Consider the following 16,030-nt stretch of genomic DNA (forward strand, 5'->3'; position numbering starts at 1 on the left):
GGAGAATCCCTAAAACATGAGACATACTCGGATGTTGAGAGGAACATACGTTCCGTCCAACACCGAATCAATGGCCGCCGTGAGAATCGTCCGCGCCGATCCCCGGCCGCCCGGCGAGGCGGCCGGACGCCGTCCCGCCCGGCCTTTCCGGCCCCCGCGTGCCGCTCCGCCCCTGCCTTCGTCTTCGTGTCCCGGTGTCGCCCGGACGGCGAGACGTCAGGACGTCAGGGCTTGAGCCCGACGCCGCCGAACGCGTCAACCTCCTCGGGCTCCCCCCACGAGCTGGGCGCCGGCCGCCACCGCGAGACCGACACCACGCCGGGGTCGAGCACCTTCAGGCCGTCGAAGAACCGGGCGATCTGCTCGGGGGTCCGCAGCCGGTAGTCGTAGGCGCGGCCCTCCTGGACGACCTGCTCCGCCTGCTTGGCCGCCTCCGGGATCACCACGTTCGTCCCGTCCTCGAAGACCAGGTAGCTCCCCGAGGGCAGCGCGTCCACGAACCTGCGGACGAGCGCGCGGGCGTCGTCGTCGTCGGGGACCGTGCCCAGCACCCCGAACATCATCAGCGCGATCGGCTCGTCGAAGTCCAGGGTCGCGGCCGCGCCGCGCAGGACCGTCTCCGGGTCGCGGGCGTCGGCCTCCAGGTAGGCGCACTCGCCCTCGGGGCTGCTGGTGAGCAGCGCCTGGGCGTGGACGAGCACCAGCGGGTCGTTGTCGACGTACACGATCCGGCAGGTGGGGTCGGATCGCTGCGCGACACCGTGGACGTGGTCGTCGGTGGGGAGCCCGGTGCCGATGTCGAGGAACTGCCGGATCCCGGCCTCCTCCACGAGGAAGCGGACGACGCGGCCCTGGAACGCGCGGGCCTGCCGGACGACGGCCCCCATCTGCGGGTAGCCCTGCAGGATGTACCCGGCGGCGACCCGGTCGGCCTCGTAGTTGTTCTTGCCGCCACCGAGGTAGTCCCAGACCCGGGCCTGATGCGGAATGTTGGGGTTGATACCGGATATTTCCGTCATGGGGCTCTCTTTTGGTCTGATCATTTTCTGCCCAACATAGAGGATCTGTCCGTATACCGGCGCTCTTTCCGCAAGATCATTCTTGTGCGGCACCGGTCTTGACGGCACCGAACACGACGACCGTGCTGAACGTCGTGCCGTCGATCTGGTACGCGTAGCAGCCCGGCCCGCCGACCGTCGTGGTGCCCGGCAGGCTGTTCGGCGGCATGGTCACCTCGGCGTGGAACCCGTCGTCGCGCACCTCGCCGGTGTAGGAGAACCTGGCGCTCGCCGTACCCTTCCCGTCGATCCGGTCGGCGCGGATGAGGACCGGCCCGGTGTACCCCGAGGAGAGCCAGCGGACCTTCTTCACGTACGAGCCGTCCGGGTCACGGTCGCCGGGGCGGAGCTCCAGGACCGTACCCTTCATGAAGTAGTCGGCGATCGGGTACAGCGGCCCGTCGCCGAGCACCCCGGCCGCCTCCCCGGGCCCGGACCACGGGCGCCGGGGGGTGGTGGGGCAGGCGGCCCCCGCGCGGACGGCGGGGAGCCGGAGCGGCGAGGGCCTCAGCGCCACCGGGGACGGCGACGCCGAGGCGGAGACGGACGCCGGCGCGGACTCCCGAGCGGACGTCGGCGCGGACGCCGGGGGTGACGCCGTCCCGCGCGGTGACGGGCCGGAGCAGGCCGCCGCGGCCAGGGCGATCACGGCGAGTGCCGACGCGCGCGTCAGTGATATCGGTGGCGTCATAGGAGCCACTATCGGCCATCCCGCGCGCCGCGTCGACGCCGGCGGTCAGCCGGCCGAGGTGAGCAGCGGCAGCCTCCGTACCCCGGTCAGGTTGGGGCTGGCCAGGAACTGCGGCGGCTCGTCCGGGTCGGTGCGCAGACGGGGAAAGCGGTCGAGCAGCATACCGAGCGCGATCCGTCCCTCCAGGCGGGCCAGGGGCGCACCCAGGCAGAAGTGGATCCCCCGGCCGAAGGCGAGGTGCGGGTTGGGATCGCGGGTGGGGTCGAAGACACCGGGGTCGGCGAACTGGCGCGGGTCGCGGTTGGCCGCCGCGACCCAGACCATCAGCAGCTCTCCCGCGGGCACGTGCTCGCCGCCGAGCTCGACGTCGACGTCGGTGACCCGGCCGAGGGTGGCGAACGGGCTGAAGAAGCGCAGGGACTCCTCGATCACCGCGGGAATCGTCGACCGGTCCTCGCGGACCCGGCCGAACCACTCCGGGTGGGCGTCCAGGCAGAGCACCGTGTTGCCCAGCAGCATGGTGGTGGTGATGTGCCCGGCCAGCAGCAGGAGGTTCGCGAAGTTCACCACTTCTGTCCGGGTGAGGCGCTCGCCGTCCACCTCGGCCTCGACGAGCTTGGTGAGCAGGTCGGCGCGCGGCCTGCGCCGCCGCTCCTCGACGTGCTCGCCCAGGTAGTCGGTCAGGTGCGTGACCTGCTCCCTGACGTAGGCCAGGTCGCGCACCTGCTCCTCGCTCTGGTCGCGGAGGGAGAACTGCCGGGAGCTGTCGAAGATGCCGTCCACCCACTGCTTGAACAGGTGGCGGTCGCCGGCGGGCACGCCCAGCAGCTCCGCGATGACGATGACCGGCAGCGGGTAGGCGAGGTCGGCCACCAGTTCGAGCCGGTCCCGTCCGTCCAGCGCGTCCAGCAGCTCGCCGGTCACCTCGGCGATCCGCGGTTCGAGGTCGGCGACGACCTTGGGGGTGAAGGCGTGGCTGACGAGCTTGCGGAGCTTGCCGTGCAGGGGCGGGTCCATCTGCACCAGGTTGCCCTCGGTGGGCTCCTGCATCTCGGGGGGAAGCGTCCGGGCGGTGTCGGAGGAGAACGTCTTCGGGTCCCCGAGGATCCGCATCACCTCGGGGTAGCCGTAGACGTTCCACATCCCGGTGGTCTCGTCGAACCGGACCGGCCGGTCCGGGTGGCGGTCACGCAGCCAGAAGTGCCCCTCGTGCAGGCCCCATGCGTCGTCGATGATGGTCATGGCGTGCCTTCCTGGTCGGGACGGACCCGGGTCAGCCGGGCTCGTCCGGGCGTTCGTACGCGTAGATCCACTTACGGAAGGGCGGGATCAGGTCCTCGATGATCTCGATCATCTCCGAGGCCGCGTCGGCCAGTTCCCGATCACCCGGCGGTACGGCGGGCTCCAGGGCGTTCCTGACCACGTACGCGAGCGACTCCGCCTTGGCCGCCACGTCCATCGGTTCCTCGGAACGGTAGACGTGGAAGCCGGTCGTCACGGCGCCGAAGGTGTACAGCGGGTTCGGCACGTCGGCGCGGAACAGGCCGTGCCGGGTCATCAGGTCGTGGAACCGCTCGGCGACGAGCAGCTCGCGGCCCCGCAGGGAGGCGTCGGCCCGCGTCGCGTGCGTCCCCTCCACGAAACCGGCGGCCATCGCCCCCAGCACCGGCCTGCGGGCGACGGCCAGGAACGTGGAGGAGACCATGCGGTGCGGCAGCAGGGTGCGCGGGTCCCGGCGCAGCTCGTCGAGGAACTCCTCCAGGTACGCGATGGACTCGCGCAGCAGCACGGCCTCGAAGAGCTGCTGCTTGGTCCGCCAGTGGAGGTAGACCGTGCCCTTGCCGATCCCGCTCTCCCGGGCGACGTCCTCGACCGTCACCTTGCGGTAGCCGTGGCGTACGAGCAGCCCGGCCGCGGCGTCGAGGATCCGGTCGGTCCGTCCGACCGGCCCGGTCTTCTCCTGCACCCCTTACCCTCCCTCTGACGCGTTGACCAATTATGAAATCCGGTCAACACGTCAACGGTAACCCCCGGCCCGGCCCCGGGCAAGCCCCCACGCCGGACGGGTCGCCTGCGTCGTCCGAACGTGACGGCACGTTTCGCACATCGCGTCGTGTTGTGTCGCAGACCCGGGCGTCGGCGAGGAGGGCACGGGCCACGGACGAGCCCGTCAGGCCCGCTCCGGGGTGGGGCGGTGCAGGACGACCGCCAGCACGACGAGCGCGACCCCGGCCAGTTCGACGGCCGAGGGGAACTGCCGGAGCACCACGACACCGATCACCGTGGCCGTGGCCGGAAGAACCGCCACCAGCAGCGCGTAGGTGGCACGGGTCATCCGCGCCATGGCGAGCTGGTCGCAGACGTACGGGATCACCGACGAGCAGATCCCGACCCCGATCCCGGCGGCGAGCACCATCGGGTCGGCCAGTGCGGGGGCGGCCTGCCGGAGCGCCACCGGCGCGACGAGGACCGAGGCGACCAGCATGGCCGCGGCCAGCGCGTCGATGCCGCTGATGCCACCGTCCGCGCCACCCGCGCCACCGCCGCTCTCACTACCGGTGCCGCCCGGCCGCCGGGACGTGCGGTGGGCCAGCACGATGTAGGCGGCGAACAGCAGCGCGTTGGCGAAGGCGAACACGAGCCCGAGCCCCTCCCCGACCGGCCGCACGTCGGTCAGCGCGTAGACGCCGCCGACGGCCGCCACGAGCGCCAGGAGGTTGCGAAGGGTCCGGGCGCCGAACGCGGCCAGCGCGATGACGGGCAGGAACTCGATCGCGGCGACGGTGCCCAGCGGGACGCGGTCGATCGCCAGGTAGAAGCAGGCGTTCATGGCGGCCAGCACCGCACCCCAGGCGACGATCGTCCGGCGGCCTCCCGCGTCGAGGCGGGCGAGGATCCGCCAGGGGCGGCGCCAGAGCGCGAAGACCAGCGCGGCGCTCCAGATCCTCAGGCCCGCCACCCCGAGGGGCGCGAGCCTGGCGAACAGCAGCACGGCGAAGGCCGGGCCGAGGTAGTGGAAGACGGCACTGCCCATGAAGTAGGACCACGGGGGCACCGTCGCGATGAGGGCACGCGGGCCCGCGGACGACATGCCCCCTATCGTCGACGGGCCCGTAGATTGGCGAAATGGCGAATCGAAGGATCAGGCCCGAGCGGGCGTACGAACCCAAGGGAATCGACGACCTGGACCTTCGCATCCTCACCGAGCTGCAGACCGACGCCAGGGCCGGTCTCGCAGAGCTGGGCCGAAGGGTCGGCCTGTCGGCGCCCGCGGTGGCCGACCGGGTACGGCGGCTGGAGGAGACCGGCGTGATCACCGGCTATCGCGCCGAGGTCGACCCGCGGGCCCTGGGCTTCCCCGTCACGGTGATGGTCCGGATCCGCCCGGCGATCCGGGAGCTGCAGCGCATCGCCGAGATCGCCGAAGAGGTCCCACAGATCGTCGAGTGCCACCGCATGACCGGCGACGACTGCTTCTTCTTCGTGATGCACCTGCGGACGGTCGCCGAGCTGGAGCCGATCCTCGACCTGTTCACCCCCTACGGCCACACGACGACGTCCCTCATCCACACCTCCCCCGTGCCGCGCCGCCCCCTGCCCCTGGGTTGAGCCGCCCCCGCGAGGGCCGCCCGAGGGCCTCGGGCCGGCCTCCGGGGAGACCCCGGGATCAGCCGAGGACGGGCACCGACTCGACCAGGGCGACCAGGCCGCGCTCGTCGAGCAGGTCGACCGGCCGGACGGTCTCGTTGAGCAGGACGTAGTGGAAGGCCGCGCCGACCTGCGCCAGGGGGACGCCCGCCAGGTGGGCCCAGGCCAGCCGGTAGGCGGCGAGCTGGACCGAGGCCGCGGCCTCGGCCTTCCCGCCGGTGGGACGGCGGCCGGTCTTCCAGTCCACCACCTCGTAGCGGCCGTCGGAGATCTGGAAGACCGCGTCCATCCGGCCGCGGACCACCCGGTCGGCGATCATCGTCTCGAAGGGGACCTCGACGTCGAGCGGTTCCCGCTCCACCCACTCGCTCTCCTCGAAGCGGGCGCGTAGCTCCTCCAGGTGGGCGTCGGTCTCCTCGAAGTCGTCGGACGCGCCGGGCAGCTCGAACTCGTCCATCAGCCGCTGCTGCCCCCAGCGTCCCTCCAGCCAGCGGTGGAAGGAGGTGCCGCGCCGGGCCAGCGGGGCGGGCTTCTTGGGCACCGGGCGGCGGATCTGCCGGGCCAGCGCCTTGGGGTCGGAGGCCAGCGTGACCAGGGCGGAGACGGTCAGGTGGGCGGGCAGCTCCACCCGTCCGGTACCGCGCCTGCGGTTCAGCTCCCGTTCCCTGAGCAGGAGCTCGATGTCGCGCTCCCACGCCTTCGCCCGTTCCCTGTCCCATCCCCGCAGGTCGGCCACGGGCACCGGCCGCTGCTCGTCGGACTCGAAGGCCACGGGCGCCGTCCGCTCCACCGCCACGGACGGCGCGTCCCCGTCCGCGGGAGGCCCCTCCTCCGCGGTCGCGGGGGCACCCGCCTTCCCGTCCGCGGGGACACCCTCCCGCGCGGTCACGGGGGTACTCTCCCGCGCGGTCACGGGAACTCCCTCCCGCCCGGTCACGGGAACTCCCTCCTGCTCGGTCGCGGGAACGACGTCCCGGGCCGGGGGGAGGGACGGCGTCGCCTCGCCCCCGGGATCGCCCGGGAAGGGCACGTCCCGCGGGTCCTCGAAGGGGACGTCCCGGGGATCCCCGGCGAACGCGTCCTCAGGGCCGTCCGGGAAGGGCACCTCCCCGGGGTCGTCCCCGAAGGACCCGTCGTCCGGGGCGTCGGGGAAGGGCACCTCGGAGAAGGGAGCGTCGGGGAAGGGCATGTCGGGGAGCGGGACGTCCTCGTACACCGCGTCGCGCACCGGGCCGGAACCGGCCGGCACCGCTCGCGCGGACCCCGCCGGGCCGGAGGAGCCCGCGGGGCCCGCGGGGCCCGCGGAACCGGGAGACCCGGCGCGGGCGCCGTTCTCCGCCAGGGTGGCCAGGGCCGCCTCGACCATGGTCGCGCCGTCCAGGACGGCGGCGTAGCGGACGTCGTCCGGCGCGATCGGCCAGGCGGACTCGGGCGGCTCGGCCAGCAGCGGGTTGGTGGCGCCCTCCTCCGGCTCCGGGGCCCAGAACGCCACCCGCCCGCAGGTGTCACGGATCTCCACCAGGAAGTCGGACGGCTCCAGCGGCTTGGCCGCGGTGCCCCAGCGGTACCCCGACGCGATCAGCAGGTAGTGCGCGCGGGTGACCGCGACGTAGGCCAGGCGGCGCTCCTCCAGCAGGTCGCGGTCGCGGCAGCGCTCGTCGAACTCGGCCAGCTCCTCCTTGCTCAGCCCGGTCAGGACCGGCAGGTCGGAGGCGTCCCCGCGGAGCGGGTAGGGCAGCTTGCGGGGGTTCTCGGTCCACTTGGGGCTGGTCGTGGGACGGGCCGGGAACATGGTGCCGACGGTGAGCGTCCCGGCCTTCGACAGCGCCTGGGACAGGCCGGGCACCACGACCACCGGCCACTCCAGGCCCTTGGAGGCGTGCACGGTCATCAGCTTGACGCTGTTGCTCTCGCCCACCCGTCCGGCGTCCAGGCCGTTCTCCTCCTCGTCGGCCGCCTTCAGGAACGCCAGGAACGCGCCCAGCGTCGGGTCCTCGGAGTCCCCGGCGAACCGGGAGGCGGCGTCCAGGAAGGCGTCCAGGTCGGCGCGGGCGGCGAACGGGCCGACGGCCGTCCCCCGGGCCGCCACCTCGATGTCCAGGCCGAGCCGGCGCTCGACCTCCTGGATCAGGTCCGGGAGCGGCTGGCCGGTGTGGGCGCGCAGCAGGCGCAGCTCCTGGGCGACGGAGACCAGCCGGACCCGCGCCAGCGGGGAGAACAGGTCCTGCCACTCGGGACGGTCGGGCAGCTCGTCGAGGGCGTCGATGAGGCTGCCGCGCTCCTCGGCCATGTCCGCCACTACCTGGTCCAGCGGATCGGCCACCGGGGAGGCGCCCTCGCGGGTCTCCCGGTTCAGCTCGCGGGCCCGCTCCCCCAGCTCCCGCAGGTCGGCGGGGCCGATCCGCCAGCGGGGACCGGACAGCAGCCGCACCAGGGCGTCCCCGGCGCTCGGATCGTAGATCACCCGCAGCGTGGAGACGATGTCGGCCACCTCGGGCACGGTCAGCAGGCCGCCCAGCCCGACGATCTCCACCGGGATGCCGCGCGACTCCAGCGCCCGGCGCAGCGCGGGGAACTGCGAGCGCTTGCGCGCCAGGATCGCCACGTCGTGGGGCTGGAGCGCCTGCGGGCCGCCCCAGACGCTCTGCTTGGCCCGCTTGCGCTCCCCCTCGCCCCAGGGCATGCCGTCGGGCGCGCTCTCGGCCCCCAGCACCCGGGCGATGCCCGCGGCGATCCAGTCCGCCTCGTCGTCGGCGGTCTCGTGGAACGCGCACACCACCCGGCCGCGCTCGACCCGGTTGCCGCCGGGCACCAGCACCGGCACCTCCCTGGCCTCCATCCGCAGCGGCAGCTGGAGCCGGGCGGCGACGTCCAGCACGGCGTCGCCGTTGCGGAAGCTCACCGACAGGCGGCGGATCGGGGCGAGCTCCCCGGCGGCGGTCCTGAAGTCGCGGGGGAAGCGGGTCAGGTTGCCCGCGGAGGCGCCGCGCCAGCCGTAGATGGACTGGCAGGGGTCGCCCACGGCCGTCACCGGGTGGCCACCGCCGAACAGTGCGCGCAGCAGCACGAGCTGGGCGTGACTGGTGTCCTGGTACTCGTCCAGCAGGACGACGGCGAACCGGCCGCGCTCGATCTCGCCGACCTCGGCGTGCTTGGACGCGATCCGGGCCGCGAGCGCCATCTGGTCGCCGTGGTCGACGACCTCCCGGCTCCGCTTGAGCCGGTCGTACGCCTCCACCAGCGGCAGCAGCTGCTCCCTGGCCCGCTGGGTGAGCAGCGGCCTGCGCTGGTCCTTGACCGGCGTGCCGGGCAGCTCGGCGAAACGGGCGTCCAGCCAGGCGCCGACGTCGCGCACGTCCCGCGGGGTGCGCAGGTGCTCGGCCATCTCCCCGGCCAGCTCCAGCACCGCGCGGGTGACGGTCGCCGGGCTCCACTCGACCTCGGCCATCGGCCCGTCGTAGGCGCTGACCACCCGCACGGCGAGCTGCCAGGCGACGGCCGGGGAGATCAGGCGCATGGTCGGCTCCAGCGCCTCGCGCAGCGCGTGGTCGGTGACCAGGCGGGCCGCGTACGCGTGGTAGGTCGAGATGGTCGGCTCGCCCTCCATCTGCTGGGCGGGCACCTGGCCGGTCTCGACCAGGCCGGTGAGCCGCTCGCGCACCCGGGCGGCCAGCTCGCCCGCGGCCTTCCTGGTGAAGGTCAGGCCGAGCACCTGCTCGGGGCGGACCAGCCCGTTGGCCACCAGCCAGACGACGCGCCCGGCCATGGTCTCGCTCTTGCCCGACCCGGCCCCGGCCATCACGACCATCGGCTCCAGGCCGGCCTCGATCACCTCGGCCTGTTCCGGGGTCGGTGGCAGGATGCCCAGCTTGGCGGCCAGCTGGACCGGACTCAGCACGCGGCGCCCCCGCGGCGGTCGGCGGGCCTCAGCACACCTGGTCCCCGTTCTTGCTGACCGGGCAGCTCGACCGTACGGCGCAGGTACGGCAGCCGTCGTTGACCTTCGCCTGGAAGAACGGCCCCGACATGCCGGTCGCGACGGTGTCGACCATGTCGCGTGCCCAGCCGGGGTCGGAGTCCTCCGACAGGGGCGGCTGCGCCTGCTCCTTGGCGCCCTTCTTGCCCGCGGCGTCGCCCACCTGGACCAGGGCGGCACCGCCCGGTTCGGTCATGCCGTGCCGCTGGAAGGCTCCCAGCAGCGCGGCGAGCTGGTAGACCCCGAGCTGGGGGTGGCGCTCCAGGTCGGCGTCCCTGGGGCCGTTCTTCCCGGTCTTGATGTCGATGATCACCGCCCGGCCCTCGCCGTCGCGCTCGACCCGGTCGACCCGCCCCTTGATCTGCACCCCTTCGGAGACCGTGGCCGTGAACGCCTCCTCCAGGCCGACCAGCTCGCGGGGGTTCTCCTGGTGCCAGCGGACGAACTTGGAGATCATCTCCTCGGCGACCCTGCGCTGCTTGCGGTTGTACCAGACGCCGCCGAAGTCGAGCTCGTGCCAGACGTCGTCCAGTCGCTTGCCGAGGGTCTCCTCGGTGGGCATGCCGGTCGCGGCGAGCACGGCCAGCGCGTGCACGACCGTGCCCAGGCCGCGGGCCACGTCGGTGCCGCCCGCGCCGACCGAGGTCTCCAGCAGCCAGCGCAGGCCGCACTTGCTGAAGCTCTCCACCGCCGAGGGCGAGACGCGCACGATGTCGTCGGGCCAGCTCAGCGGGCGGTCGTCGGACAGGGGCGTCAGGGCGTACCAGTCGTTGGGGTGGGCGCCGGGCACCCCGGCGACGGCGAGCCTGGCCAGGTGCGCGGCGGCGGACCTGCGCAGCGGTTCCGGCCGGGTGGAGTCGGCGACCGCCGACCGCAGGTCGGCCACGAGCGCGGACATGCTCAGCCAGCGCGAGCGCTCGTCCATGCCGCTCTCCTCGGCCGAGCCGGGCACCAGCTCGGTCAGGAAGCGCGAGGGCCGCTCCTCGGTGTCGTCGCCGCCCACCGCGGTGACGACGAGCCGCCTCCTCGCCCGGGTCGCGGCCACGTAGAACAGCCGGCGCTCCTCGGCGAGCAGCTGGGAGGCGAGCGCGGCGCGGACGGCCGCCGGGTTCTCGTGCTCGGAGCCCTCGGCCCTGGCGACCATGTCGTCGGTGCTCAGCATGGACCCGCGCAGCCGCAGGTCCGGCCAGGCGCCCTCCTGCACCCCGGCCACGACCACCACGTCCCACTCCAGGCCCTTGGCGCGGTGCGCGGTCATGATGCGGACCGTGTCGCCGTCGGGGGCCCGTTCGGCCAGGGAGTCCCCGGGGATCTCCTGCGCGACCAGGTCCTCGACGAACACGTCCACCCCGGCGTGCGGGAGCCGGTCGACGAACCGGGCGGCCTGGTCGAAGAGCGCCACCACGGCGTCCAGGTCGCGGTCGGCCATGGCGCCCCTGACGCCGCCCCGCAGGCTGGTCTCGGTCCACCGGGAGGCGAGCCCGGTGGCCTGCCAGACGGCCCACAGCACGTCCTCCGCGGTACCGCCGCGTCGTACGGCCTCGGTGGCGGCGGAGATCAGCCCGGCCACCCGCTCGGCGGGCGCGGCCACGTGCGGCTCGACCCGCACCAGCTCCCGCGCGTCCTTCAGGGCCGCGACCAGCAGCTCGCCCGAGGAGCGCGGCCCGGTGGCCTCCCGCTCGACGGGCAGGTCCGCCAGGCCGTCCGCCCCTTCCGCGCCGTCCGCCGTTCCCTCCGCGGGCCCGTCCCCATCCGACGTCCCCCGCGCCGCGGTCCCGGCGTCGCCGGCCTCGATCCCGTCGCCGGAACCGCCTTCGGCCTCGTCCCCGGCCCCGTCCGTGGAATCGCCCCCGGCCCCGTCCGTGGAGTCGTCCGTGGACCCGCCGGCCGGTCCGGTGCCGTCCCTGCCGGCCGTGTCCCCCTCGGCCCCCTCGGCCCCCTCGGCCCCCTCGGGCCCGTCTGCCGGTACGCCTCCGGGGTGGGCCAGCGCCTCGTGCTCGGCGACCCGCAGGGCGCGGCGCAGCCGGCGTACGCCGATCATGTCGGTGCCGCCGAGCGCGCCGGTCAGCAGCTCCTCGGCCATCCCCTCGTCCAGGTTCTCCGGGTGCAGCGCCACCTGGATCAGCCTGATCAGCGGCCGGACCCCCGGCTCCTGGAACGGCGGCACCTCCCCGCCGGTGACCATGACCGGCACCCCCGCGGTGACCAGCGCGCGGCGCAGCAGCGGCACCTGGCGGGTCGCGGAACGCACCAGCACCGCCATCCGCGACCAGGGGACGCCGTCCAGCAGGTGCGCCCGGCGGAGCGTGTCGGCCACGATCGCCGCCTCCTGGGGGGTGCCGTCGGCCACCAGCACCTTCACGTCGCCGGGAACGGCGTCCGGCAGCGCGCGCAGGTCGCGGTGGGCGGCTCCGCCCGGGGTCGCGGGCAGCCGGGAGGTGACCCGGCGGGTGGCCCGGAGCAGCTCGGCGCCGCTGCGGCGGCAGACGCGCAGCGCGACGACGGGCGCCTTGGCCCCGGCGGCGTCGCGGAAACGGTCGGGGAAGTTCATGATCCCCCGCACGTCGGCGCCGCGGAACCCGTAGATCGACTGGTCCGGGTCGCCGACCACGACCAGGTCGCGCCCCTCCCCGGCGAGCTGCTGGAGCAGGAACTCCTGCGCCGGGTCGGTGTCCTGGTACTCGTCGACGAAGACGGCGTCGTACGCGGACCGCTCGCGGGCCCGGGTGTCGGGGTCGGAGAGCAGCGCACCGGCGGCGCGGATCAGCTCGGCGTAGTCGAGCACCGGCTCGACGTCGAGGTCGAACCTGGCCTGGTAGCGGCCGGCGAACCTGCCTGCGGCCACCCAGTCGGGGCGGCCGTGGCGGCGGCCCAGCTCGACCAGCTCGGGCCCGTCGAGGCCGCGTTCGGCGGCACGGGCCAGGAAGTCGCGCAGCTCCCCGGCGAAGCCCCGGGTCTTGAGGGCCTCGTGCATGTCCTGCGGCCAGTGCACGGCGCCGTCCTCCAGCTCGCCGTGCAGCAGGCGGCGGATCTCCAGCAGCTGCTCGGGGCCGGTAAGCAGGCGCGGCGGCACCTGCCCGGCGAGCAGGGCCTCGCGGCGGAGCAGGGCGTAGGCGTAGCTGTGGAAGGTGAGGGCCAGCGGGGTGCGGGTGGTGCGCCGCAGCCGGGCGGTGATGCGCTCGCGCAGCTCCTCGGCGGCCTTGCGGCTGAAGGTGAGGACGATCACCCGCTCGGGGTCGGCGCCGCGGCGCTCGATCCGGTCGACCACGCTCTCCACGATCGTGGTGGTCTTGCCCGTACCGGGCCCGGCGAGCACGAGCAGCGGGCCTCCCCCGTGCGCCACCACAGCCCGCTGGTGCTCGTCGAGCACAGGGGCAACAGCCCTCCCTGCATCCTCACGACGTACCAGCCGCCAGTCCCGACCACTCACAACTCGCCATTCCACCAGATCCCGGACGATGATCGTGCCGAGTCCGGGGGTACGACATGGCGGATTCCGCGCCGGGCGTGGCGGACGGCGGGCGGGTGCGGGACGGCGCGGCCCTCAAGGCACCGCCCGGACCTGGGCGGAAGCGCCGGAAGGCACCGAAGGCGGAGGCTCCCGGGAATCCGTTCGAGAAAACGGTGCCCGGGAGCCCGCCGGGCGGGTCAGGAGACGAACACGTGGTCCACGAGTCTCGCGGTCGCCTTGCCGTCGTCGCGGGGCGCGTAGGTGCGCTGGAAGAGCTCGTAGCGCTCGGCGTGGGCGGCGGCCACCTCGTCGATCGTGCCCAGGGCACCGACGACCTCGGCCGAGGTGGACAGCAGCGGTCCGGGCGCCTCGGCGGCCAGGTCCAGGTACAGACCCCGCTTGGAGGAGTAGCGCTGCAGGTCGTAGGTGAAGAAGAGCATCGGGCGGCCGGTCGCGGCGAAGTCCACCATGACCGACGAGTAGTCCGTGATCAGCACGTCCGCGATCAACAGCAGGTCCGTGACGTCCGGATACGTCGTGACGTCGCGTCCGAGGCCGGCGGGCACGTTCGGCGCCGCCTGCATCGAGTGCGCCCGGATCAGGAACTCGTGCCCGGGGCCGAGCGCCCGGCGCGCCTCGGCCAGGTCCAGCCGGACCGAGGCGTTTCTGCGGTCGTAGTCGCGGTAGGTCGGCGCGTAGAGCACCACCCTGGCGCCCTCGGCGATACCGAGCCGCTCCCGCACCCGCGCCGCCAGCTCCTCGCGGTCCGGGGCCACCAGCACGTCGTTGCGCGGGTAGCCGCTCTCGAGGACCTCCCCCTGGTAGCCGAAGCCCCGGCGCAGCACCGGGGTCGCCCAGGGGCTCTGCGAGATCAGCAGGTCCCAGCCGCGCACCTCGGCGGCCTGCCGGTGCCAGGCCGGCGGGCGCGGGTCGCGGGACATGTGCGGCAGGTCGTTGCCCATCCGCTTGAGCGGGGTGCCGTGCCAGGTCTGCACGACCGTCTGGTCGTCGCGTGCCCGGAACCACGGCGGCAGGAAGCCGTTGGTCACCACGTACCGCGAGCGGGCCAGCACCGCGTAGTGCTCGCGGCTGCCCGCGCGCACCACGGTCGGCGCGGGGCCCTCGGCCCCGAGCTCCGCGGGCCCGGGAGGCGTGAACGCGCCGTCCTTGACCACCCAGATGTGCTCGCCGCCGTCACCGCGCCGCACCCGCTCCTCGTAGATCGCGCGGACGTTGCCCTCGTACTGCCGCCCGTCGTAGGCGACGTAGACGGTCGCGCCGGTGAGCTCGCGGGCCCGCTCGGCGGGGTAGAAGCCCCGGCGCAGCGCGTACAGGCCGCCCGCGCCCTTCTCGTCGTCGGGCAGGTGCTCGGCCACGGAGAGCACCGGGATGTCGAAGCGGGTGGAGATCAGCCGGTACTCGCGGCCGTCACGGATCTTCGGCTCCTCGTCCAGCCCGTCCAGGATGGCGTGGTCGACGCGGAACGGGACGATCTGGCCCCTGCCCGTCCCCGTGCGGACCGCCATGCTCCAGGTGCCGCTGCCCAGCGGGGCCGTGTCGCCGAACCTCGGCATCGCGGCGGGCGTGAACCGCACCGTGAACCGGGAGCCGTCGCGCTCCAGGGGGACGGCGTGGATCAGGCCGGTACGGTGCTTGAGGGTCAGCTCGGCCGTGCCGGAGCCCGGGAAGGAGCCCTCCAGGGTGAGCGCGCCCCCCTCGTCCCAGACGGCCGAGGTGATGACCGGCCGGATCCGGTGGGCGGAGACGCTCACCCGGTCACGGCGGTCGCGCAGGACGGTGATCTCCCGGTCGCCGACGACCGTGCGGCTCTCCTTCGCCTTGCCGATCATGACGGAGGCCGCCGGATCGCCCTTGGGCTCGATCCAGAGCCGGCCGCCGTCGCGTTCCTGCAGCAGCGAGTCGACCGCGAGCGGCACCACGACGGCGGTGCCGCCCTCGACGGGGGTGAAGTCCGCGGCGATCCGGTGACCGTCCAGGCGGGCCTGGCCCCTGGTCACCTCCTTGCCCGGCAGGAAGACGCCGACCTCCAGGCGCTCGCCCTCCAGGCGCACGCCGGTCAGCTCGGCCCGGGTGGGCTGGAGCACGATCTGCAGCGCCCGGTCGGAGGTCCAGACCGGGCGGATCCACCAGCCCTTGCCGAGGTCCAGGCCCGAGGGCCGCTCGGTACGGCCGGTGCTGGGCCCGCGCAGCAGGCCGACGGAGCGGGCACCCCGGCTCCAGATCACGATCTCGGCGCGCCAGGTGGTGGTGTCCTGCACGGCCTCGCGGCGGCGCAGCATCCGCTTGCCGCCGCGCACCACGGCCCGCACCGCCGAACGCCAGCGCAGCGGCCAGGGGCTCAGCTCGGCGACGAAGCCGGACCAGTCGTAGTTGCAGCCGGCCTCCTCGGCCCCGTGGGTGGCCTCGGGGTGGAAGACCCTGCGGGTGCGCATCCGCACCGGCGGCAGCCAGCGCGGGCCGCGCAGCACCACGCTCGCCCGGTTGAAGCGGCGGCTGCGCACCGACAGGCCCGCCAGGTAGGCGTGCCCGCTGACGCGCAGCCGTCCACCCGACCAGGACAGGTCCTCGATCTGCGTCATCGGGATCAGGTCGGCGGCCCGCAGCCGGTACAGCGCCTCGGGCAGCTCGTCCTGGAGCGGCAGGTCGGCGTACCAGCGCAGGTTCTTGCGGACGCGCTTGGACGGCTCGGCCGCGGCGGCCACCAGCTTCTGCAGCGCGTCGCCGTCGGCGAGCTCGTCCACGGAACGGTGCTCGATCAGGTGGAAGGCGATCCTGCGGGCGACCGGCAGCTCGCGCTTGACCTTCGGGTCGACGCCGGTCACGTACGGCTTCACCAGCGTGACGAACTCGCGGCGGCGGGCCGCGCCGCGCTTGGTCGAGATGTCCAGGCGGGTGCCCAGCGGTCCGGCCAGCACGTCGGCGTCGAAGCGGCGGCGTTCCTCCGGTTTCAGCCCGCCGGCCAGGACGGCGTCCATGACCGCGCCGAGTGGCTCTCCCCGGTCGCAGAGGTCCTGGACAGCCCGCAGCCGGTCAACGACGGGATCGCCGCTGGCTCGTACGGGGGTGGCACCGGTGGCCATGGGGAAAGCACCGCCTTTCGGACAGAGCGCTGTCCTTGGCCATGGTAGTGCGCCCCGGCGGAGGCGGTTACGCCGTGGAATACGGGCCTGAGCGATTTACAGGAT

Annotated in this window: 9 protein-coding genes; 1 reads left to right on the forward strand and 8 read right to left on the reverse strand. The window is 73.8% G+C overall.

Annotated elements, in window-relative coordinates:
* Nucleotides 1–224: 224 nt before the first annotated feature.
* The 5 genes from ABD832_RS30940 to ABD832_RS30960 all read right to left on the reverse strand — a co-directional run bounded on the left by ABD832_RS30940 (nt 225) and on the right by ABD832_RS30960 (nt 4,840).
* The gene (locus ABD832_RS30940; protein ID WP_344902242.1) at nt 225–1,019 is read right to left on the reverse strand and encodes an SAM-dependent methyltransferase; all 795 of its coding nucleotides are present in this window, start codon (nt 1,017–1,019) and stop codon (nt 225–227) included.
* Between the two features lie 76 nt (nt 1,020–1,095).
* Nucleotides 1,096–1,749, reverse strand: a complete 654-nt coding sequence (locus ABD832_RS30945) for a hypothetical protein (RefSeq protein ID WP_344902245.1) — start codon at nt 1,747–1,749, stop codon at nt 1,096–1,098.
* A 45-nt stretch (nt 1,750–1,794) separates the two neighbouring features.
* On the reverse strand, nt 1,795–2,991 hold the full coding sequence (locus ABD832_RS30950) for a cytochrome P450 (protein WP_344902248.1): 1,197 nt from the start codon (nt 2,989–2,991) through the stop codon (nt 1,795–1,797).
* A 31-nt stretch (nt 2,992–3,022) separates the two neighbouring features.
* On the reverse strand, nt 3,023–3,715 hold the full coding sequence (locus ABD832_RS30955) for a TetR/AcrR family transcriptional regulator (protein WP_344902251.1): 693 nt from the start codon (nt 3,713–3,715) through the stop codon (nt 3,023–3,025).
* 204 nt (nt 3,716–3,919) lie between these two features.
* Nucleotides 3,920–4,840 carry an EamA family transporter gene (locus tag ABD832_RS30960; protein WP_344902254.1) on the reverse strand — a complete coding sequence of 307 codons (921 nt, stop codon included), beginning with the start codon at nt 4,838–4,840 and terminating at the stop codon, nt 3,920–3,922.
* A 35-nt stretch (nt 4,841–4,875) separates the two neighbouring features.
* Here ABD832_RS30960 and ABD832_RS30965 point away from each other — a divergent pair, with 35 nt between their 5' ends.
* A complete protein-coding gene (locus ABD832_RS30965; protein ID WP_344902257.1) occupies nt 4,876–5,358 on the forward strand; it encodes an Lrp/AsnC family transcriptional regulator in 483 nt (160 codons plus the stop codon).
* 58 nt (nt 5,359–5,416) lie between these two features.
* On the opposite strand, the gene ABD832_RS30970 is transcribed toward ABD832_RS30965, so the two are convergent.
* The 3 genes from ABD832_RS30970 to ABD832_RS30980 form a co-directional block, all read right to left on the reverse strand.
* A complete protein-coding gene (locus ABD832_RS30970) occupies nt 5,417–9,295 on the reverse strand; it encodes a UvrD-helicase domain-containing protein (RefSeq protein WP_344902260.1) in 3,879 nt (1,292 codons plus the stop codon).
* Between the two features lie 28 nt (nt 9,296–9,323).
* Nucleotides 9,324–12,743 carry a UvrD-helicase domain-containing protein gene (locus ABD832_RS30975; RefSeq protein ID WP_344902263.1) on the reverse strand — a complete coding sequence of 1,140 codons (3,420 nt, stop codon included), beginning with the start codon at nt 12,741–12,743 and terminating at the stop codon, nt 9,324–9,326.
* A 278-nt stretch (nt 12,744–13,021) separates the two neighbouring features.
* Nucleotides 13,022–15,925 carry a CDP-glycerol glycerophosphotransferase family protein gene (locus ABD832_RS30980; protein WP_344902266.1) on the reverse strand — a complete coding sequence of 968 codons (2,904 nt, stop codon included), beginning with the start codon at nt 15,923–15,925 and terminating at the stop codon, nt 13,022–13,024.
* Nucleotides 15,926–16,030 lie beyond the last annotated feature (105 nt).

This window comes from Streptosporangium longisporum, assembly GCF_039534895.1.
GTDB lineage: Bacteria > Actinomycetota > Actinomycetes > Streptosporangiales > Streptosporangiaceae > Streptosporangium > Streptosporangium longisporum.

What these genes read in the sequence shown, in the direction of transcription:
- ABD832_RS30945 (WP_344902245.1), bottom strand. Translation starts at nt 1,749, where the DNA reads ATGACGCCACCGATATCACTGACGCGCGCGTCGGCACTCGCCGTGATC.
- ABD832_RS30940 (WP_344902242.1), bottom strand. Translation starts at nt 1,019, where the DNA reads ATGACGGAAATATCCGGTATCAACCCCAACATTCCGCATCAGGCCCGG.
- ABD832_RS30965 (WP_344902257.1), top strand. Translation starts at nt 4,876, where the DNA reads ATGGCGAATCGAAGGATCAGGCCCGAGCGGGCGTACGAACCCAAGGGA.
- ABD832_RS30950 (WP_344902248.1), bottom strand. Translation starts at nt 2,991, where the DNA reads ATGACCATCATCGACGACGCATGGGGCCTGCACGAGGGGCACTTCTGG.
- ABD832_RS30980 (WP_344902266.1), bottom strand. Translation starts at nt 15,925, where the DNA reads ATGGCCACCGGTGCCACCCCCGTACGAGCCAGCGGCGATCCCGTCGTT.
- ABD832_RS30960 (WP_344902254.1), bottom strand. Translation starts at nt 4,840, where the DNA reads ATGTCGTCCGCGGGCCCGCGTGCCCTCATCGCGACGGTGCCCCCGTGG.